19 protein-coding genes and 1 pseudogene are annotated in these 20,496 nt (G+C 63.9%); 6 read left to right on the top strand and 14 right to left on the bottom strand.

Going from position 1 to position 20,496, the window contains the following annotated elements; genetic code table 11:
• Positions 1-142 precede the first annotated feature (142 nt).
• The gene (locus tag QX121_RS30800) at positions 143-478 is read right to left on the bottom strand and encodes a hypothetical protein (protein ID WP_315813822.1); all 336 of its coding nucleotides are present in this window, start codon (positions 476-478) and stop codon (positions 143-145) included.
• 715 nt (positions 479-1,193) lie between these two features.
• On the opposite strand from QX121_RS30800, the gene QX121_RS30795 reads away from it, so the two are divergent.
• Positions 1,194-3,416 (top strand): right-handed parallel beta-helix repeat-containing protein, encoded by a 2,223-nt coding sequence (locus QX121_RS30795; RefSeq protein ID WP_315739268.1) that lies wholly within the window; start codon positions 1,194-1,196, stop codon positions 3,414-3,416.
• A gap of 327 nt (positions 3,417-3,743) precedes the next feature.
• On the opposite strand, the gene QX121_RS30790 is transcribed toward QX121_RS30795, so the two are convergent.
• From QX121_RS30790 to QX121_RS30765, 6 genes and pseudogenes are all read right to left on the bottom strand, one after another.
• Entirely contained in the window at positions 3,744-3,995 is a 252-nt protein-coding gene (locus tag QX121_RS30790; RefSeq protein WP_315770961.1) for a type II toxin-antitoxin system RelE/ParE family toxin, read from the bottom strand.
• Between the two features lie 24 nt (positions 3,996-4,019).
• A complete protein-coding gene (locus tag QX121_RS30785; RefSeq protein ID WP_315786507.1) occupies positions 4,020-4,274 on the bottom strand; it encodes a type II toxin-antitoxin system ParD family antitoxin in 255 nt (84 codons plus the stop codon).
• Positions 4,275-4,504: 230 nt separating this feature from the next.
• The gene (locus tag QX121_RS30780) at positions 4,505-4,960 is read right to left on the bottom strand and encodes an RbsD/FucU family protein (RefSeq protein WP_315813821.1); all 456 of its coding nucleotides are present in this window, start codon (positions 4,958-4,960) and stop codon (positions 4,505-4,507) included.
• 159 nt (positions 4,961-5,119) lie between these two features.
• A pseudogene (locus QX121_RS30775) lies at positions 5,120-5,368 on the bottom strand (PIN domain-containing protein); the annotation flags it as partial.
• Positions 5,369-5,545: 177 nt separating this feature from the next.
• On the bottom strand, positions 5,546-5,902 hold the full coding sequence (locus QX121_RS30770; RefSeq protein ID WP_315813820.1) for a hypothetical protein: 357 nt from the start codon (positions 5,900-5,902) through the stop codon (positions 5,546-5,548).
• Between the two features lie 644 nt (positions 5,903-6,546).
• On the bottom strand, positions 6,547-7,197 hold the full coding sequence (locus QX121_RS30765) for a hypothetical protein (protein WP_315712575.1): 651 nt from the start codon (positions 7,195-7,197) through the stop codon (positions 6,547-6,549).
• 171 nt (positions 7,198-7,368) lie between these two features.
• Between QX121_RS30765 and QX121_RS30760 the strand changes: the two genes are divergently transcribed.
• Together QX121_RS30760 and QX121_RS30755 are read left to right on the top strand one after the other, a co-directional pair.
• The gene (locus QX121_RS30760) at positions 7,369-8,106 is read left to right on the top strand and encodes a hypothetical protein (protein WP_315813819.1); all 738 of its coding nucleotides are present in this window, start codon (positions 7,369-7,371) and stop codon (positions 8,104-8,106) included.
• A 24-nt stretch (positions 8,107-8,130) separates the two neighbouring features.
• Positions 8,131-9,711 carry an endonuclease/exonuclease/phosphatase family protein gene (locus QX121_RS30755; RefSeq protein ID WP_315813818.1) on the top strand — a complete coding sequence of 527 codons (1,581 nt, stop codon included), beginning with the start codon at positions 8,131-8,133 and terminating at the stop codon, positions 9,709-9,711.
• Positions 9,712-10,092: 381 nt separating this feature from the next.
• Here the strand turns inward: QX121_RS30755 and QX121_RS30750 are convergent, their stop codons facing one another.
• The 7 genes from QX121_RS30750 to QX121_RS30720 all read right to left on the bottom strand — a co-directional run bounded on the left by QX121_RS30750 (position 10,093) and on the right by QX121_RS30720 (position 17,547).
• Positions 10,093-11,034, bottom strand: a complete 942-nt coding sequence (locus QX121_RS30750) for an ABC transporter substrate-binding protein (protein ID WP_315739266.1) — start codon at positions 11,032-11,034, stop codon at positions 10,093-10,095.
• Positions 11,031-12,134: an LLM class flavin-dependent oxidoreductase gene (locus QX121_RS30745; RefSeq protein WP_315739265.1), complete on the bottom strand. Its 1,104-nt coding sequence runs from the start codon at positions 12,132-12,134 to the stop codon at positions 11,031-11,033. The genes QX121_RS30750 and QX121_RS30745 overlap by 4 nt, the downstream gene beginning before the upstream one ends.
• Before the next feature lie 21 nt (positions 12,135-12,155).
• On the bottom strand, positions 12,156-13,340 hold the full coding sequence (locus tag QX121_RS30740; RefSeq protein WP_315777402.1) for an acyl-CoA dehydrogenase family protein: 1,185 nt from the start codon (positions 13,338-13,340) through the stop codon (positions 12,156-12,158).
• A complete protein-coding gene (locus tag QX121_RS30735) occupies positions 13,334-14,125 on the bottom strand; it encodes an ABC transporter ATP-binding protein (RefSeq protein ID WP_315777401.1) in 792 nt (263 codons plus the stop codon). The genes QX121_RS30740 and QX121_RS30735 overlap by 7 nt, the downstream gene beginning before the upstream one ends.
• A complete protein-coding gene (locus tag QX121_RS30730; protein WP_315777400.1) occupies positions 14,119-15,132 on the bottom strand; it encodes an ABC transporter permease in 1,014 nt (337 codons plus the stop codon). The genes QX121_RS30735 and QX121_RS30730 overlap by 7 nt, the downstream gene beginning before the upstream one ends.
• Positions 15,110-16,201, bottom strand: a complete 1,092-nt coding sequence (locus tag QX121_RS30725) for an ABC transporter substrate-binding protein (protein ID WP_315777399.1) — start codon at positions 16,199-16,201, stop codon at positions 15,110-15,112. The genes QX121_RS30730 and QX121_RS30725 overlap by 23 nt, the downstream gene beginning before the upstream one ends.
• Positions 16,202-16,452: 251 nt before the next feature.
• Positions 16,453-17,547 carry an LLM class flavin-dependent oxidoreductase gene (locus tag QX121_RS30720; protein WP_315777398.1) on the bottom strand — a complete coding sequence of 365 codons (1,095 nt, stop codon included), beginning with the start codon at positions 17,545-17,547 and terminating at the stop codon, positions 16,453-16,455.
• 301 nt (positions 17,548-17,848) lie between these two features.
• Between QX121_RS30720 and QX121_RS30715 the strand changes: the two genes are divergently transcribed.
• The 3 genes from QX121_RS30715 to QX121_RS30705 are packed head-to-tail and all read left to right on the top strand — an operon-like array spanning position 17,849 to position 20,457.
• Positions 17,849-18,706 carry an ABC transporter permease subunit gene (locus tag QX121_RS30715; RefSeq protein ID WP_315777397.1) on the top strand — a complete coding sequence of 286 codons (858 nt, stop codon included), beginning with the start codon at positions 17,849-17,851 and terminating at the stop codon, positions 18,704-18,706.
• Positions 18,703-19,416 (top strand): ABC transporter ATP-binding protein, encoded by a 714-nt coding sequence (locus tag QX121_RS30710; protein ID WP_315777396.1) that lies wholly within the window; start codon positions 18,703-18,705, stop codon positions 19,414-19,416. The genes QX121_RS30715 and QX121_RS30710 overlap by 4 nt, the downstream gene beginning before the upstream one ends.
• Positions 19,417-19,440: 24 nt before the next feature.
• On the top strand, positions 19,441-20,457 hold the full coding sequence (locus QX121_RS30705) for an NrtA/SsuA/CpmA family ABC transporter substrate-binding protein (protein WP_315777395.1): 1,017 nt from the start codon (positions 19,441-19,443) through the stop codon (positions 20,455-20,457).
• The last annotated feature ends 39 nt before the right edge of the window (positions 20,458-20,496 follow it).

Here is a 20,496-nt window from a genome sequence, read left to right as displayed (position 1 = left end):
AGACAACACAGCAGTGATCGAATAGTGTCAGGGATCAGCCCGGTCCAAAATGTCAGGGATCAACCCGGTCGGTCACCCCCCGCAAACGGATCGATCGAAGGGCGACACCCAGCGGCGCGAGCGACCGAAGCTGCCATCCGCTTCAGCGCGCGTCACCCACCAGGCGAAGATCGATCCTGCCGATCAGGTCGGCGCGAAACGTCTCGGCGGCGGCCATTGCCGCCATGGTCTGTCGCAATGTGCTGACGTTCGATCCGAGCGACACGATGCCGCCCAGCACCGCCGCAATCGCCCCGAGGGCGACGACCGCATTGGATCCCAGCAGGCCCAGCACCGCGCCGAGCAGCAATCCTGCACCGACATAGATCACGACCCTCGAGGCCAGGATGATCTTGCGACACCGCTCGGCCATCTCGGCAAGCTCCTCGATCTGCGCCTCGATCCGGGAGATTTGATCGCTCGGGTCGTCCTCGTTCATCAGACCAGCTGTTCTCCATGGTGTTTGCTTTGAGCACTATTCCCTCTCCGCCAGCCAACGTACGGCCAATGACTGGACAATCCAAGAGATGGTTTGCAGCCGTGAGGCATCGACCTTGGTCAGCGAGATAGTCAAGTGCACTGTCAGCGCAATCCCGCAATCGCTGGCGCGAACGCACCGAGAGCGAGCTGGTCATCCTTCATCGAACAGACGACGAATATCGGCCATCGAACGAAACAACTTCATCGGATGGCCCAGCACGATTTAGTGCACTGTCACCCGCAATCTCGCCGCGCCTCATTTCTGCTACGATCTACCCTGAGTCGAGCGGAGGACAGGCACATCATGGCTTTGACCATCATTTGCGTAAGCGGACCTGCTAACAGTCCGGCGATGTTCTCGGCATTTTTGAGATGCCTTACCGCGGATATTTGGCGACAGCGTACCGCTTCATATTCACCACAACGAGAACCGTTCGCTGCTGATGGCAACGCAGGCTGGCGAGCCAACCCATAGAGGTCAGAAAGAGCCAAATCGCAGCGAAGGCCCCGAGCTCGCGCCGGATTGACTCAGATCAACACAAACGATTGACGTCGAGAGCATGCTGTTGTGACCCACCATAGAACTGCGCTCTGCTCGATAGAGACCCCTGCTCGCTGGAACGCCTACGGAGCCAGCCGACGCGCCGCGGATCAATCCCCGATTAGGAATGAAGATGAAGCACCTTTTCACGGCACTTTTTGCGGCTGCAATCGTCACCTTAGCTTCGGGCGTCTCGCAAGCCGATTCCGGAAAAACTTGGTACGTGAATCAGGCAAGTAAGAGTGCGGGGGACGGGCACGCCTGGAATGCCCCGTTCCAATCCCTGCAGGATGCACTATCAGCGGCCTCTAAGAACGACGAAATCTGGGTGGCGCGTGGCACGTATTATCCCGATGCGACCGATCAGACCAAGTCATTTGTCCTCAAGGAGGACATCGCCGTCTATGGGGGCTTCTCAGGCAACGAAACGGCGCGGCAGCAAAGGGATTTTCGAAGGAATGTAACCATACTCAGCGGCAATATCGGCAAGGGCGACAAGACGAAAAACACAAAGACCATTATTATGGGCGCTAACCGAGCCATTCTGGATGGCTTCACGGTCTCGGATTCTTACGGGACGGACAAGCCCCGCATGCATCTCGTGCCGGCCGACATTCTCAAGAACGACATGGTCGTTGGCGGCGGCATGAGAAACTTCATGACCAGCCCCATTGTGCGCAACGTCGTCTTCAAGAACAACTACTCGCCCAAGGGCGGCGCCGTTTACAATGTGCACAAGGCGGGCGCGGACCAGGCCGCCTTCATCAATGTCGATTTCATCGACAATGTAGCCGAGCTGCGCGGCGGCGGCGTAAGCAACGATCTCGGCGCTATGCCGCGCTTCATCAACTGCCGCTTCATCGGCAACCGCAGCAACGACAAAGGCGGTGGCCTTTACAACGACTTTGCCGCGTCGCCGCTTGTCTTCAACACGCTGTTCACAGGCAACTCGGCCGTGAGCGCCGGCGGCGTCGGCAACGACGGCGGCTCGGCACCACTGCTCGTCAACGTGACAATCGTGGGCAACAAGGCCAGCAGCGCGTTGGGCCCGGACCTTTATCAGGGGACAGGTGCGAACAGCAATCCGATCCTCATCCGCAGCGTTGTCGGTAAGGTCTATAATTGGCATGAGGACATTGTGTCGGAGGTCGGCTCGCTCGCTCCTGCGGGAAGCACGCTGCCGCTGGCCGACTTCATCCCCATCAGCAACCTCAAGGGGGAGTTGGAACCCGTTGCCCTTAAATCCGCGCCCGCTTATGCGCGCGGTTACCAGCCCGGCTTGGACGGCGCGCTCCTGCTGAAGAACGGCTTGGTCGAGAAACTCGTCCAGATTTACGTGAAGAACAGCGGCGCGGTCGAATATCAGGGCGAGTACATCCGGCCAGCGGTCAGCGCCAAGGCCGTATCCGCGCCGGTCATCTATGTCGTCCCGGACAACCCGGCCAAGGCACAGGACGGACTTTCCTGGGCAACCGGGTTCTCCGACTTACAGGCGGCCATCGACCTCGCCTCGGCCTCGAAGGCGGCGGTTTGGATCAAAGCCGGCACGTACAGGCCTGCCAAGAAGGACGGCCGTATCGCGGCCTTCATTCTCTACGACGGCGTGAAGCTGTACGGCGGGTTTGCCGGCACTGAAACTGCCTTAGAGCAGCGTCGCGCCGCCGGCGCGCGGACAATTCTGAGCGCGAGGGCCGCCAAAGGCGGCTATCGATATGCGCACGTCCTCTATGGCGCCGATGACGCGCTGCTCGACGGATTGACGCTGCGTGACGGTCGCGCGGTCGGCCGGACTTACAACGGCAAGGGCGGCGGGTTGCTTGCCTATCATGCCGGCAAGAAATTTCTGCCGCGCGAGGCCGCGATCGGATTCAAGATGACGCTGCACAATTGCCGCTTCGAGCACAACGAAGCACTCGAAGGCGGAGCGATTTATGCCTACGGCAAGGCCAATCTCACGATCTCCGATACCGTCTTTGAAGGCAATCGGGCCGTCTATGGCGGCGCCAACGTCAACCGCGAGGGCGTCGTCGTCACATGTCAGAAGTGCTCGTTCACCGGCAATCGGGCATCGCAGGATGGCGGCGCAACCTACGAGGATTACGGCTCGCATGTGAGCTATGAGCAAGCCCGGTTTACGGCCAATAGCGCGCGCCATCAGGGCGGCGCCATCTATGAGATCAGCCGGGCCTCGCAATTGGAAGCGACAGTCGTCGGCGTCAGCAAGTCGGCATTCGTCAAGAACAAGGCGCGCGACGGCGCCAGCATCTATAATCTCGATGGTAGTACGCTGACGATCACGAACTCGACCTATCCGGCCAAGACGGTCTACAGCCGGACGCCATCCGAGAGCAAATAGAGGCGGCAACGCCGCGCCACTGAAGCCACTCACCCTGAGATGAAGCAAGACGACGACGGCGACTGCGATGGCGCGCAGACCGTCAATATCTGCTCGATACTCGCCAGTGCCCTTCTACGGCCATATCAACATCGATCGAAAAGCCGACACCACAGCGCTGGCTGAGCCTTCAGGCGGCGGCTATGTTTGGCCCATCGCCCAGACGTCATGGGGCCGGCCGCGGCCGGATGATGGGTGATGCAGGACTCGAACCCGCAAAGCCATGAGGGCGGATTTGCCGTCGGTCGGACGTCGTCGCCGTCGATGACGCGGATGATTTCAACGGAGTCAACCGGACCTTCGTCCGTGTCGGGGACGGTTCGGTAAAGCAGCAGGTAAGGCGCCTCGACCAGCATACGCATGGACGGGCGGATCGGAACGGCGGGCGCCCATCCGCGGTTGCGATCTCAGCAGTTCGAATTTCGCTTCGATTCGGTCGAGATGACGCTCAGCGGCGGCTGGCTGATCGACCCCGATCAGCAGGTAGATGTCGAGCAGATCGGACCAGGCCTGGTTGGACCAGACCAGCTCAATCGGCATTGTGGGAGGCTTGCTTCGCTCCCTTCAGCCGTCCCGGGCGTCCGTGCGCAGCTGCTTCATATCGACCTTGGCAGCAGATCCGCTGGCGATGCCTTCGCCCCAGGCCTGCCGCAGGCGCCTGACGTCCTCCCGGCACAGCTCACGCTTCAGCTGCCAGTCGCGCACCGCCTCGCGGACGATCTCGCTGGTGGTGGCATATTCGCCCGACTCGACCGCTGTCTTGAGGGCTGAGACCTGCTCGCTCGTCAGCGCAACGCTGAGTTTTTCGACAGATGCCATCGGATGCTCCAAGACCGGGGAGCATAAATTGCCACCATTTGCTACCGCAAGCCAACAGCTCCCGCCTCCGTGACCGGTCCGTAGCCCGCCACGAGCGTAGCGACATGCGGGGCCGGCCTCGCCCCGGGGCCGCTCCCGCCGACGACCGTTAGGCATCGGCGGGCGCTCGCCCTGGCTACGCGACGAGAACACGACGCGCGTCACCCATGTGAGCGCGGCCAGGAGTATGCTCACTGCGCGTCCGGCGCGATCACGCCCTTGCTGAACAGGAAGCAACCGTAGAACCGGCGCTCGCCGGTCGCGATCACGCAATAGGCGGTCTTGGCTTTTTCATAGAACGCGTGCCGTTCGACGCCGACCAGCGGCCAGGACCTGCCTTCGGCGCGGTTGATCACAGCCTGAACCTCCTGCTGCACCGGCGGCACCACCTCGGGCTCGCCGACGACCTCCATCCTGACCGCGGCATCGTCGACGAAGGTGTCAAGCGGCAGCACCGACAGCACCGCCTGGACGGCCCGGGCCGCGCTGACATTGTCGATGCGCAGGAGCTCGCCGAACACGGTCCGCCGCGCGATCGCATCGGCCGGAAAATTGCTGTCGCAGATCACGAGACGGTCGCCATGCCCCATCGCCCTGACAGCATAGAGCACGTCGGCATTGAGCAGCGGATCGATCCCCTTGAGCATGGTTTACTCTCTGCGTCTTCTTTTTCATTGCTATCGTAGGATAGGTCGGGCGCCGGCGAAACCATCCTCTCACGTCAATTGAGCTGATTGGCTGAGCTGATTGGCATCGCGCGAGGCCGAATCCGCGCTACTTGCCGATCAGAACCCGGACCGCGCCGTTCACGGCAAGTCCGCAAATGGATCCAGCACGGGGACATCCAGCGGCTCGAAATGTCCGAGGTTGCGCGACAGGATCGTCAATTGATGCCGGCGCGCGGTCGCTGCGATGATGATGTCGGCGAAGCCCGGCGCCTGTCCAAGCCCCCTCGCCCGATCCGACAATCGGCCCGCGATCCGCGCTGCCCGCATGTCAAACGACAGAATGCGCTCACCGTACAGATGCATGACCGTCTCGAGCCACTCGGCGAGATCAGCACTCTTGCGCGTTGCTTATATATAGCAGCTCGGGCTGCGCACGGCAAGGCGATACAGCCTACCTGAACCCGCTTTGCTCGACAGGTCGCGTTGATCCGGTGTAGTCAGTTCGCGCACCGTCACCGCCCCCCGCAAACGGATCGCTCGGAGTGCAACACCCGGCGGCGCGAGTCACCGAGGCTGCAATCCGCTTCGGCGCGCGTCATCAACCAGACGAAGATCGATCCTGCCGATCAGGTCGGCGCGAAACGTCTCGGCGGCGGCCATTGCCGCCATGGTCTGTCGCAATGTGCTGACGTTCGATCCGAGCGACACGATGCCGCCCAGCACCGCCGCAATCGCCCCGAGGGCGACGACCGCATTGGATCCCAGCAGGCCCAGCACCGCGCCGAGCAGCAATCCTGCACCGACATAGATCACGACCCTCGAGGCCAGGATGATCTTTCGACACCGCTCGGCCATCTCGGCAAGCTCTTCGATCCGCGCCTCGATCCGGGAGATTTGATCGCTCGGGTCGTCTTCATCCATCAGACCAACTGTTCTCCATGGTGTTTGCTTTGGGCATTATTCCGTCACCGCCCACCAACGTACGGCCAATGACTGGACAATCCAAGAGATGGTTTGCGGCCGTGAGGCATCGACCCTGGTCAGCGGAACAGATCAAATAGCTCGTTCGAGCGCATCGCCGATGAAGCCGCGATTTCCCCTCGACGGAAGGCCCGATTGCCATGAATAGAAGACCACCCGTCTCATCTCTTGACCTTATCCGTGCTGCTTCCAACAATGCAGGAGCTCGGATACGAACGGCCGAATGCAAGATCAATAGACTACCGTCAGACCCGGCGGAATTTTGCTCGGGACCTGCGATCCTTTGAGCTGCGACCTCCGCTTGAGGCACATCAATTGCTCATGACGACAAGCTATCAGGCGCGTTTTCCATAGCGATCAATTCGTAGGACGGGTTGAGCAGCAGCGAAGCCCATCTTGACCAATCATCCGATTGATGGGTCTCGCCTTCGGCTCAACCCATCCTACTTACCGAGGCGAGCTCTGCACCGGGAGCGGCCGTTCAATGAAGCTTGCTGTCATCCGAGACAGTACGGTGTTGGATCACACGAACGAATCGCATGTGGCTTTGTCACAGCGCGACCAAGGCGAGGAGGCTCTTGAGGCTAGGCCGGCACGGGAACCCCGGCTTTCTTCTCCAGCGCGGCCACCCGGTCGCGAAGGCTGCGGATCTCCGCGACCAGGTCAAGGACGTCCGGCGCGGGTTGATGCCCCATCATCCCAACATGGCTCGTTGTCACACGAATGGTCGACGAGCTGATCTCCATGCTGGTGCGGGAGCTCGCAACTGATAGACCCGGTTGCAATGCGGGCGGTGCGGGGACTGCGATCGTAACGCCACCCGCGACAATTCCGTCTGGAGCGGTAACGGTTTTCTCGAACCGCGCGGCGCCTTTAACGGTCACGTCTTCGAGTTTCGCTGCACCGTGAATCGAAACGCCCCCGGCGTAATGCTTGCCATCGTTGAGAACAAGTTCGTCAGCCTGGGAGTGAGAGAGCGCCGCGCGCGCCGCCGGAGGCACTTTCGGGCTCTGGAGCTGCACGGTCTCGACGTTGCATGCCATTATCGCTCGCCCCAACCAAGCCGGGGCTAGCAAGAGACGTCCCGCGTGGGCCTCCGCGCCGTCAAACTCGATTCTGAGCATGCCGGGATAGCCCTGCGCGTCGACGGGAACCCTGACGTTGCCGCTCTGCAGCACAGTCGTTGATCCTTCTAGGATGACCGACGTGTCGGTGAGTTTGATGTCGCTCGTCATGTTCGCTGCCTCACGCTGAAGATGTACTTTCAAATATCTTCAACTCGGCCGCCGCGGCTTGATTCACGTCAACGATCGATCGGCTGGCGCCTGCGATCGTTAGCTGCGAGGCAGGATGTTTTGGCGCGCGCTAGGCCGCGCTCAGAACATGCGAACTGGCGGGGTCCTGAAATGCCCAATGATCTGCACACCGTCCTGAGCAGCATTCACGGACTGAAGGTAGACGCAGTCGCGAGGTCGGTTCCGGCCTGCGCGGACCACGCCTTCGCCTGGGCAGGCAAGCTGCTCGCCGCCCCCCATCCTCGAGCCCGCGCCGATTTCAGCTCGGCTCATCAGCAGGCCTGGCTCGAGGCAATGGGCAATCTAAGTGCATGGAAGACACGGCAGATCGATGTGAACCTGCCGGCATCGGAGAAGCTGCTGATTGTCGGATGGTACTTCCCGGAGCTTGCGAGCCTGCTCGGCACTGCGGAAAAAAAGCATGTGGTCGTTCTGGTATCGAATGATGCTCCCTGGCTCTCCGAGCTAAAGGACGCAGGCACCACACTGAACTTTCGGGCCGAAGGCGGTGCGTCGGCGCTCGCCGCGTACATGCGCGAAGGCCGCAACGTGTTCGCGATGATGGACAACATTCATCCGGGCACCGAGTTCGTCCGCAGCCCATTCTTCGGGCGCCCCGCCAAGACCCCGGCCGCCATTCTGAGGCTTGCGATCGGCAACGGCTACACGCTGGCGCTGATAGCGCCTAGGGACAACCGTGTGGAAGTGGTGGCGACACTGCCCACCGCCGGCAAGCAGCCGGAGGATCTCGCTGCCTGGGTGAACCAGAAGATCGAACAGGAAGTCAGACGGGCGCCGGAACGCTGGCTGTCCTGGCCAACGCTCGCCTACCGGTTCCAGGCAAGCTGATTCACCAGTCAGGAGGATGCGCGCATGCCCACCACGTCGTTCAATCAACTCGCGCAGCAGGCCGACGCACTTTACCCGCCGCAATCGATGCACAGCCTCTTGTCCAGGCTGCGCTACCCGGGAGCGGCACCGGGAACGACCCTGCCGACGGCTTCGTTTGCCGACGCAGCTTGGCGCCTGTCGGGCCCCTCCACAACACGAATTTCATTCTTGCACTACAACATCTGGTGCCTACGCGCGAAGGTCGGAGTCAAGGAGATCGTCGCCGCTGCAGGAGGGGTGGGCCACTTCGTGGCTTGTCTTGGGGTATCGTCGGCTGACTTCATCGGCAAGACGCTGGAGATGATTGGGGCCGATGTCGGAGATGTCTGCGATCGCATCTTCCCGCCGATCGTGGAAATCTGCGGCGTGCCCGCCAACCCGTTGAACGGCACTTGCAAGCTGGTGGGCGACAGCCTCTCGCTCGGCGGATACATCATCGAACATCTCAGTTCCGACCTCGACTGGCTGATAAGCCTCTTCTCGATCCCGGAGGAGGTCGTATTTGAGGCGCTGATGCAGCTGGTCGCGCCGGTGCTTGGCGTGTTCGAAGTAACTGCCAAGGAAGAGCCGGTTATCCCGGAGCGCGCCGACGAAATCGGCCGAAGGGTGTTCGCTTACGACGTCGTATCGCTGATCGAGGCTTGGGACCAGGATACGAGGGATACGATCCTGGCACATGGCAACGCGCAGCATTTAGACGGACCGGCCGGCTCCCTTGCCTACAAGCAGCTGCAGAGTGGGATCCTCGTACTCAGCCCGACCCGGACAATCGAAAATGGGGGCGGGCATGTCTATGCGGCGGACGGCGTGTCGCGAGTCATGCCCGGCGGATGCGAGATGGGTTACATGTTCGATTCCGACAAATGGGCGAACAAAGGGGTGCAACTCACGCGTATCCCGGTTGGCTTCGGTGCGATCGAGCTATATTCGACGCATCTTTATGCCGGCGATGGCGGCCTTCTGCCGCCTGGCCCAACTGACGCGGAGAAGATCGACGTGAGACGCAGGCAGATTGACGAGTTGATTGCATTTATCAAGGCGACGCACCTTCCACCCAACGTGGCCATTGTCGCCGGAGATCTCAACATCGGCGCGGACACCGACGAGTACCACAACCTAGTCGCGGCGATGGAGCAGGCCGGCTTTTATGACCTACGGACCGTACCGTTTGATACGATGAAGAGCGATGGCTTGACCGACCGTCACGGCGACGGCGACGAGCCGATCTACAACGACTTCAATACCAACTGTAAGGTCTATCGCGCCAGCGACGCATATCGGCAAGCCTATGATCCGGCCATTGCCACGCCGACGATGTCGGACAATGTCGATTACTACTGCGACGAAATGCAGCCGGACGACGCGAATCCGACCGGATCCAGGATCGACTACCTGTTCATCGAACGTGCGACTGCGGTTCACGGCTTCAATCTCGACGTCTCGCGTGTGCGCCGGCGCGCTTTCAAGTCACGCATCCGCTGGATCGTCACCCCCGGCCCGCAAGACTACCTCTCGGACCACATCGGACTGGAAGCGACTCTGTTCGCCAGCCCAAGGCATTAGCGCACTGGGCGTTCAAGAAGCGCAGCAACAGGCTCCAAGTCACTGAATAGGTCGCTTGCCGTCGACAATGCCGACCTAGCCGTCTGCGCAGCGCTTGACGGCGGGGAGCCAAGTTAAGGCGTCTTGGCACTCTACCTATCGAGGATCGGAGCGGGCTCCTTTTCTCCCGGGTTCGCGGAGGCGCCGCGATCGTGCCGCGTGACGTGGCGTAGCTGGTGTGGCACCAAGTTCACCGGCGCGGGCCGGGACGGTTACGGGAAGGTCAGCCTGATAGCGTGGAGGCTGACGGTGGGATCACCGCTGAAGGGTGCTATGGTTTTCAGCGGCCGACGCCGCCGAGAGTCACGTGTGTTCGGTGAGATCACGTGACGCGCTGACAGCTCAAAGCCCCGCCCCCTTCGCGATCGCCGCAGTGAACGAACGGTCGAGGATGCCGGCCGCGTCGAGCCGCTCCTTGATCAGGCCGGTGCGCCTGTAGAGGTCGATCGTCTTCTGCTCGTCGGCGACGACGGCATCGTCGACCGGCACGATGCGCACCTTCGCACGCTTGAGCCAGTTCAGTGGTACGGAGGACGGAATGTTCATCAGCCGGCCCCAGGTCTCGGCATAGCTCTCGACATTGCCGAGCGACCACGCACGCGCCGCCGCAAGCCGTTGGACGAAGTCCTCGAGCGCCGCGCGCTTGTCCCTGATGGCGGTGGGGGTCGCGACCTGGAAGCTCAGGCCGGGCGTCAGTCCTTCGCCGGTGATGATGCGGCGCGACTTGAACAGCACCTCCTCCTGGCTCACATACGGCTCCCAGGTCGACCACGCATCGACCGAGCCCTGCGTATAGGCGACCTTGGCATCGGAGGGCGGCAGGAACACGAGCTGGATGTCGCTGGTGGTCCAGCCGCGTGACTCCAGTGCCGCCAGCACCAGTTGATGTCCGATCGAGCCGCGGCCGGTTGCGATCTTCTTGCCCTTGAGGTCGTCGAAGCTCTTGATGGCCGAGCTTTCGGGCACAAGCATCGCAAGACCCTCCTGGGTCTGGCGAATGGCGGCGATCGCCTTGACCGGCACGCCCGAGGCGGCAGCGAAGGTAAAGGGCGCGTCGCCGACGAGCCCGGTCTCGATGGCGCCCGCGCTCAGCGCTTCCAGCAAGGGCGCAGCGGCGACGAACTCCTTCCACTCGATGCTGTAGGGCACGTCCTTGAGCACGCCCGCTGCCTCCATGACGGCGCGCGCATTACCCTTCTGGTCGCCGACGCGCAGGGTCGCCTGCGCGAAGGCGGAAGCCGTGAACGCGAGCAGAACACCCGCGGCAAGCAGAACGCGCTTCATTCCGCGGCCACTCCCTTCGCGCCCTGCCGCCGCGCGATCAGCTCGCGCGTCGCGGGGATCAGCTCGCGGCCGTACTCGATGGCATCGATCAGCGGATCGAAGCCACGGATCAGGAAATGGCTGATGCCGAGATCGTAGTAATCGCCGAATACGTCGGCGACCTGCTCCGGCGTGCCGACCAGCGCGGTGGTGTTGCTGTTGGCGCCGGTAAGCTTGGCAATCTCGGTCCACAGCCGCTTGTCGACCCGCTTGCCCTGCTCGGCGATCGCCAGCAGCCGCTTGGCGCCATCCGTGGCATGTCCGTCGGCCGGCTTGCGGTAGCCGGTCTGATCCTGCAGCGCGGTGGCGCGCTCCAAAATCTCCTGCGCCTTGGCCCAGGCCTTCTCCTCGGTCTCGGCGAGGATCGGCCGAACCGACAGCGAGAAGCGCGGCGCCGGCCGGCCGTGCCTGGCGGCGGCCGCGCTGACGCGGGCGACCTGCTCACGCACCTGCGCATAGGACTCGCCCCACAGCGCATAGGTGTCGGCGTGACGGCCCGCAACATCGATCGCGGCATCGGAGGCGCCGCCGAAATAGATCCGGATGCCCTCTTTCCGATACGGCTTCACCTGCGCGAATGCATTCTCGACCTGATAGTGCTTGCCGGCATAGCTGAACGGCTTCTCGCTGGTCCACTCGGCGCGGACGATGTCGAGGAACTCAGCTGTCCGCGCATAGCGCGCCTCCTTGTCGTCGAGCGTGTTGCCGTCCTGTCGCAACTCGGTTGAATTGCCGCCGGTGATCACATGCAGCGCAACGCGGCCCCTGGAGAACTGGTCGAGCACCGCGAACTGCCGCGCCAGCAGGGTCGGTGACGTGAACCCCGGTCGCTGCGCGATCAGCACGTTGAGCCTCGAGGTGACGCCGAGCACATGCTGGGCGACCTGCAGGCTGTCCGGCGAGGTCGAGTGGAACGCGAGCAGCGCGCGGTCGAAGCCGGCATTCTCATGCGCCTTCGCCACCGTCTCGATGTGGACGGGGTCGAGCACCGGTCCCTTGCGGACGATGGTCTCGGACGAGTTGTTGTTGGAAATGAAGCCGATGAATTCGATCTCGGACATGTGTCCTCTCTCCTCAGGTTCTCAGAGTCCAAGCGCCAGACGGCCGGCGGCGATCCGCGTGGCGTCGTCCTGCGGGGTATGCACGCGGCCGCACAGCACGTCGCGATAGTGCCGCTCGAGCGGGTTGGCGCGGCTGAGGCCGTGATTGCCCGACAGCGACAGCGCGTCCTCGACGGCCGCCACCGCATTGTTGGTGACGGTCAGCTTGATGACGTTGCCTTCGACCGGGCTGACGACCCTGCCCTCGTCGAAATCGCGCGCCACGCTATCGATCAGCCGCGCATTGACCTGTAGCCGCGCCTCGATCGCGCCGAGCACCTCCTGCGCCCGGGGCAAGGTCGCGAGCGGTGCACCGAGGCTCGACGGCGTCCGCGTCCTCAGGAAGTCGACGATCCAGTTGCGTGCGGCGCGCGCGACGCCGTCATAGATCGCGCCGACGAAAGCGGCGTGAACCAGCGCCTGCGTCGGGTTCTGCACCCGCCAGCCCTCCGGCTTGCGCAGCTCGATCTCATGGTCCAGCGGGATCACGACGTCATCGAACACGACGTCATGGCTGCCGCTCGCGCGCAGGCCGAGATGATCCCAGGTCTCCAGAATGCTGATGCCGGGCAGTCCGGCCTGGACCAGGAAGAGTCCAAGCCGGGGCTCGGCCTCGTCGGTCTTGGCCCACACCGAGTACCAGCTCAGGATCGGCGCACCCGTCGAGTAGATCTTGCGGCCGCTCAGCCGCCAGCCGGTGTCGGTGCGCCGCGCAATCGTTTCCGGCAGGCCGCCGCGCGACGGCGAGCCCAGCGCCGGTTCGACGCGGAACGTGTTGATCAGCGCGCCGCGCTCGACCGACTCCCGCGCGAGCTTGCGCGCAAGCCGCGGCGGATACTCCTGGTGCCGCGCCATCACCAAGTGCTGGATGTAGTGCATCGCCAGCACCAGCGCCGTCGACGGATCGGCTTCGGCAATGATCCCGAGCACGCGCGCGGTGAGACGTGCGCCGGCGCCATGCCCGCCAAGCGCGGCCGGCACGGTCAGCGACAGCAGGCTCGCGTCGAACAGGTCTTGAAAATTCTGAAACGGGAAGCTGCGGTCACGGTCATGCGCCGGCGCACGCTCGGCGAAGACGGGCACGAGCCGCACGGCTCGTACAATCAGCTCTTCGTCGTCCACCGCACCGGCCGGGCGCGGCGCGATGCCTTCGATGACGGCTACCATGTTGCCTCCAGACCGAGGAGTCCAAGGATCTGCCGGCGCAGATCGGCAAGATGCGGATCACCGCGATGCCGCGGATAGGGCCGGTCCACAACGATGTCGGCCTTGATGCGCGCGGGGCGATCGCTGAGCACGATGACGCGATTGGCGAGCACCAGCGCCTCCTCGACGTCATGGGTGACCAGCAAGGTCGTAAATCCCTTGCGCTGCCACAGCGCCACGAGCTCCCCCTGCATCGCGATCCGCGTCAGCGAATCGAGCTTGCCGAGCGGCTCGTCCAGCACCAGCACCTTGGGATCGTTGACCAGCGCCCGCGCCAGCGCAACGCGCTGCGCCATGCCGCCGGACAGCTGATGCGGATAGGCGTTGCGGAAGTCGGACAGGCCGACCAGGTCCAGCGCGGCATCGACACGATGGCGCTGCTTCTTCAGGATGCCCTGCGCTTCCAGTCCCAGCGCCACGTTGTCCCAGACCGTGCGCCACGGAAACAGCGTCGGATCCTGGAACACGACGACGCGCGAGGGATGCGGCCCCCTGATGCTGACCTCGTCCTCGCGCAGCACGCCGCTACGCGGCTTGTCGAGGCCCGCGATCAGACGCAACAATGTCGACTTGCCGCAGCCCGAGGGTCCGAGCAGCGCGACGAACTCGCCGGGCTCGACGTTCAGGCTGACATCGTCGAGCACCTTCAGCTCGGCGCCGTCGATGTCGAAGGCGTGGTCGACATGGGCAATGTCGATCGCGGCACCCGGGAACGGCGCCCGTGCAGCTTCCGCAACGGCTACCATTTCACGACACCCTTCTGCCAGACCAGCACGCGGTCACGGGTCTTGAACAGCAGCGTAATCGCGCCGGAGCACAGCAGTGACATCACCAAGAGCGCCGCATACATGTTGGCGTAAGCCGCCCAGCCCTGCGCCCATTGCAGGTACCAGCCGAGACCGGCCTTGACGCCGATCATCTCCGCGACGACCAGCACGGCGAAGGACGCACCGAGGCCCATGAACAGGCCGACGAACACATGCGGCAATGCTGCGGGGATCGCGACCTTCAGCACCAGGAACGACGGCTTGGCGCCGAGCGTGCGTGCCACGTCGTAGTACGCGCTCGGCACGCTGGCGACGCCGGACCAGGTCAGCACCGTCACCGGGAAGCCGGTGGCGAGCGCGATCAGGAACGTCGACGCGCTCCAGCTGGTCGGAAAGGTGAAGAAGGCGATCGGCAGCCACGCGGTCGCCGGCAGCGGCCCGATGAAGCGTAGCACCGGATGCACCCAGTAGCCGATCCGCGTCGACCAGCCGATCGAGACGCCAGTGACGAAGCCGATCGCTGCGCCAATGACGTAGCCGCCGAGCTGCAGCTTGATCGAGGCCCAGATGCTATCGAGGAGCTTGGGGAAATCGTCGGTGTAGACTTCGACGATGGACTGCGGCGGCGGAAAGAACGGCAGCGGCAGCCAGGCGTATTTCGCCGTCGCGAGCTCCCACAGCGTCATGAACACGCCGAGCGCGATGAACCAAGGACTGCGCTTGCGCAAGCCCAGGCCCACACGTCCGAGCAGGTGCGCACCGAGACTGGCCACCAGCAGGGTCGCCGCGGTGACGAACCCGGCGATCGCGAGATCCGTCGTGCGCGACCAGTCGCCGACGTCGTCTCGGACGACGCAGGATGCGCCGAAGGCAGCCCAAGCCAGCGCCGCAGCGATGCCGGGTGCCACCTCGCGGAGCCTGTCGGCCAACCCGCTGCTTTGCGTGAGCTCGCCGGCTGCGACGTCAGACAGCGAAAATGTCGACATAGATGCGCTCGGCGAATTTACTGGTGTCGGTGCTCGGCTTGAATACGGAGACGACCTTCAGGTCGTCGGCATAGGCCTTCAGCTCCTGCTTGAGCGGAGCACCATGCGGATGATGATGGTGGGTGTGATAACGCACCATGCCTTCGAGATCGGCGAGCGACGCCTGCTTCGGCGCGTAAGGCTGGAACGACTTCGCGGCCTCGACCGGGTTCTGCGCCGTGAACATCGCAGCATCGAGCAGCGCTTGCGTGATGGCGCGCCCGACCTGCGGCTCCTCGCGCACCAGGCTGCCACGCAGGCCGAGGATGCAGCAGACACGGTTCTGATACTCGCCGTCGAGATTGGAGGCGACCTCCTTGTAGGCCGGGTCCTTCAGCCAGAGATAAGCGAGCGGATCGGACGCCAGGAACGCCTGCGTCTCGCCTTTGTCAGCAGCGACGTTGACGACAGCGCCGGGATAGACGCGCCAATCGACGTCCTTCACCGGATCGATGCCGAGCCGCGCCAGCTGGATCGAGAAGAAGTTCTTGTCCGGACCACCGAGATCGCCGACCGCGACCGCCTTGCCCTTCAGGTCGGCCAGCTTGGTGATGCCGGACTCGTTGCGCGTCAGCACCCGCATGCAGCCGCCATGGGTGCCGGCAGCGATCTTCACGTCAAACCCCTGCTCCAGCGGCTTCAGCCAGCGCAGCGCCATGCCGAGGCCCGCATCGCTCTTGCCGGTCGCGATCGCCTCGAGCAGCTGATCAGTCGAGCCCGAGTAGTTGATCAGCTCGACATCGAGATTGTACTTCTTGAAGAAGCCCTGGTCGATCGCCACCGGAACCGGCGTCAGACACACCGCGCCGGCATTCCACGACAGCTTCAGCTTGCGCGGCGCGCCGGTGAGCGCCGGCGCTTCAGCCGCCGTCCGGCAGATCGGAAACTGCGAAAGATCAATCTCCGGCACGGCTCGCAACGACAGGGCCTGCGCGGCCAGGCCGCCGAACGGCGCCACCAACGCGGCCCCGGCGCCTGCCTGCAGCAGCCGACGCCGGCTCAAAGCGCTTGTCTTCTCGGTGTTATCCATCACCCTCTCCTGCCGACAAAGCTCCGCCGGTGCGCAGGCGCATAGCGCCGGCACTCCCTCCGCGGAATGCATCGATGTCTCGTTGACCGTGCGCTGTCGTCAGCGCCCCCAATGATGAATTGATGATGCGTTCGCTCCCGCACATCGTCAATGAAATGGATTTTCGAATGTGGCGCGACGGGGAGCGAATATCTCCCCGCGCAACGAACTTCACAAAGCAATCAGTTCTTCTGCGCGCTTCGCAGGCGAGATCATCCCACGCGACGACCGGAATCGGCGTTCGCAGGACCGAGATCACGCTGCCGCTGCCGCACACGCGGAATGACCTCCTCCGCAAACCGCTTCATCTCCGCCTCGAACGGCTGGAACTGCAGCATGAACAGCTCGATGCCGGCAGCGTGGAAGTCGATGATGCGGTCGGCGACCTCCTCATAGCTGCCGACAAGACCAGCGGCCGTGCCGCCATTGCTGCCGACACCAGCGCTCCTCTGTATGGTCTGCATCATCACGACCTTAGGGTCGGTGTTCTGCTTCTGGATCGCCTTCATCGGCGCGTCCTTCTCGGCGAGAAGCAGCAGGCGCTGATGCGCAGCTTCGGCCTCTGCCGCGGTTGGACGCGCGACCACGAAGGCCGAGAGGCCGAAGCGAAGCTGAGCAGCCGCGCCCCTCGGCCGCGACGCGACGTCGCGGATCAATCCGGCGACGTCGTCGAGCGGCTGACCATTGATAAACCAGACGTCGCCATGATCGGCGACCAGCGCCCGCGCCGGCTCGGACTCGCCGCCGACATAGATCCGCGGCCGGGCCCGGTAGAGATCCTTCGGCCGCAGCGCATAGTCCTGCACATCAAAATACTTGCCCTTGTGCGTCAGGCGCTCACCCTGAAGCAGCCGCGACACCACGGAGATCCATTCGCGGCCATAGGCGTAGCGCTCATCATGCTCGGCAAAGCCTATTCCCGCGCGCTCCAATTCGGGCCTGTTCCAGGCGTTGACGAGATTGATGGCGAAACGCCCGCGGCTGATGTTCTCGATGCCGAGCGCCATCTTGGCGAGCACCACGGGATGATAAAGATAAGGCTTGATCGCCGTGATGATCTCGATCCGGCTGGTGAGCGCCGCGAGCGCTGCCGCCGCGCTCCAGGCCTCCAACTGATCGAGATCCTCCTGATGCGGATTGATGGTGTGCTGGGCCACCAGCGTCGAATCAAACCCGAGTGCCTCGGCCTTCAGCACGAGATCGCGATTGCGCTCCCAGGAGGCATCATAAGGCTCTTCCGGATCCTGATGCGCCGCTCGCGGACCATGCACCAGGGCCCAGATTCCGAAACGAAGCGGATATGTCATGGTCGAGCCTTCCGATATCAGCGTCCGGCATCGTCATCTCGACGAAGCGCGATCCTAGGCACGTACTAACAAATCCGGAAAAGAAGTTCTTGCCGCTTTTGGCCCGCGCAGGAAATCGAAAACCTCCAGGCGTGACAACAATTGGAAAACGGCTCTATTTCGATCAGCCAAGTTTCGTGGGACATTTTGCCGGCGCGCAACGAGGCTGCTGCATCAGCCGATCGCCTGCGCGTCATGGATCCGCAGATCTGCCGGACGATCTCGACCGGCAGACGTACGACATCGCGAGGACGACGCACTCTTGAGCAATCTCGAACAAGCTGCCGGGACGATCGAGCTGCCGCGGAAAAGCGACGGCGTTCGCCCCAGCGCGGACCGCCGCCGCACGCTGAGTCCGGCCGCCCTGCAGGCTCTGTCATGGCTCGCGCCGGCCCTGCTGGTCGTGATCTGGGAAGCGGCGGCGCAGGGCGGCTATCTGTCGCCGCAAGTCTTGCCGGCCCCAAGCAAGATCGTGCGCACGGCCTTCAGGCTGACGACGCAGGGAACGTTGCTGAACGATCTCGGCGTCAGCCTGCTGCGCGCAGCAGCCGGCTTTGCGATTGGCGGCGCCGTCGGTTTCGCGCTCGGCATTCTCGTCGGCTTCTCGCGGATCACCGAAGCGCTGATCGACCGCAGCGTCCAGATGATCCGCGCGATTCCGTTCCTCGCGATGCTGCCGCTGGTCATCGTCTGGCTCGGCGTCGGCGAGGCCGAGAAGGTGTTTCTGGTCGCGCTCGGCGTGACCTTCCCGATCTACATCAACACCACGCTCGGCATCCGCCAGGTCGATCCCAAGCTGCTCGAGCTCGGCCGCGTCCAGGCGCTGTCGACGCTGCAGCTGATCCGCCGCATCATCCTGCCCGGCGCCCTGCCCTCGATCCTCACCGGCGTCCGCTATGCGCTCGCCACGGCCTGGCTCGCGCTGGTCGTCGCCGAGACCATCGGCGCACAATCGGGCCTCGGCTTCCTCGCGATGGACGCCCGCGAATTCCTGCGCACGGATGTCATCGTGTTGACGATCGTGATCTATGCCCTGATCGGCGTCGGCGCCGACCTGATCGCGCGCTGGCTGGAGCGGCGGCTGCTCGCCTGGCACCCGAACTACGGAGCGGCGCGATGACCGTCCAGTTCGCGCCGCCGCTGCAGGCCGCCGCCGCGCCGGCGGTGATCGTCAACGGCCTGCGCCGCGCCTATGGCGAGCGCACCGTGATCGAGGGCCTCGACCTTCGCATCGAACGCGGTGAGTTCGTGGCGCTGCTCGGCGAGAGCGGTTGCGGCAAGACGACGTTGCTGCGCGCGCTGGCCGGGCTCGATCCCATTCAGGCCGGCCGGATCATCGCGCCGCGCCGGCCTGCGGTCGTATTCCAGGAGCATCGGCTGCTGCCCTGGGACAGTCTGTGGCGCAACGTCGCGCTCGGTCTCGACGTCCCCGACGCGCGCGCCCGCGCGGCAGCCGCGCTGGCCGAAGTCGGGTTGGGCGACCGCCTCGACGACTGGCCGCGTAACCTCTCCGGCGGTCAGGCGCAGCGCGTCGCGCTCGCCCGCGCCCTGGTGCAGCAGCCCGAGCTGCTGCTGCTGGACGAGCCGTTCGCGGCCCTCGACGCGCTGACCCGCATCCGCATGCACGCGCTGGTGCGCGAGCTCGTCGCCAATCATCGTCCCGGCGTGCTGTTGGTTACACACGACGTCGACGAAGCGATCGCGCTCGCCGACCGCATCCTGGTGATGCGCGACGGACGGATTGCCTACGAGCACCGCGCGGATCGCAACGGCGCGGTCGCCCGTGGCGACCTGCTGGCCGAGCTCGGTGTGCTCGGCTCCCACACTTGAAATTCTTTCCCGGAAGGATCGATCATGTCTTCGGATGACTTCTCCCGCCGCCAGTTCCTCGGCACCGCTGCGTTCGGCATCGGCGCACTCGCCGGCTTCACGCTGACCGATGAGGCCTGGTCCGCGCCCGGCCGCGTCACCGACACCGTGCGCCTCACCTGGGGCCTCGCCGGCCTGAACAACATCGCCAAGGAGCGCGGCGAGTTCGAGAAGCTGCTCGCCAGGGACGGCATCAAGGTCGAATGGCTCGGCCCGTTCCCGAACCACGCCCCGACCTTGCAGGCCGTGACCGGCGGCACCGCGGATTTCTCGTTCGGCGGGTCGACCACGCCGGCGCTCGCGGCGATCATTGCCGGCTCGCCGCTGGTGTTCACGCAGTTCGTGGTCTACGAGCCGCGCACGACAGCAATCATCGCCCGCGACGATTCCGGCATCAACAAGGTCGAGGACCTCGTCGGCAAGTCGGTCGCGGTCAACCGCTCCGGCCTCGGCGAATTCCTGCTGGTCGCCGCACTCGAGAAGCACAAGGTCGACCGCTCCAAGGTCAAGTTCGTCTATCTCAACCCGCCGGATGCAGCGCCGGCGCTGGCGTCCGGCAAGGTCGATGCGTGGTCGATGTGGAGCCCCGGCGTCGACATCGCCCGGCTCGACTACAAGGCGCACGACATCTTCCTGGAAGGACGCGATCTCGAATTCCAGATCGACTACACGTCCTATCTGACCACCCGCAAGTTCGCGACCGAGAACCCGGCCCTGGTGCGCGCCGTCAACGAGGCGTTCCGTGCCGAGGGCAAATGGATCTCGGAGAACAGCAAGGACGCCGAATACATCGCGCAGAAGGCCGGAAAATACAGCGACCAGATCCGCGACCAGTTCATCGCGCTGGACCGCAAGTACCGCTACTTCTCAGTCAACGACAGACAGTTCGTCGCCGACCTGCAGAAGGCCGCCGACTGGCTGGTCGAGCGCAAGGTGCTGCCCGAGCCGGTCAAGGTCGCCGACTATCTCGCCCAGATCGACGAGCCGGCGCCGCAGCGTTGAGCCGCTCTCTCCCCTCTTCTCGCTATCGTTCGGGTCCGT

It is taken from the genome of Bradyrhizobium sp. SZCCHNR2028, assembly GCF_032380995.1.
Taxonomy (GTDB): domain Bacteria; phylum Pseudomonadota; class Alphaproteobacteria; order Rhizobiales; family Xanthobacteraceae; genus Bradyrhizobium.
This window is presented reverse-complemented; position numbering and strand designations above follow the sequence as displayed.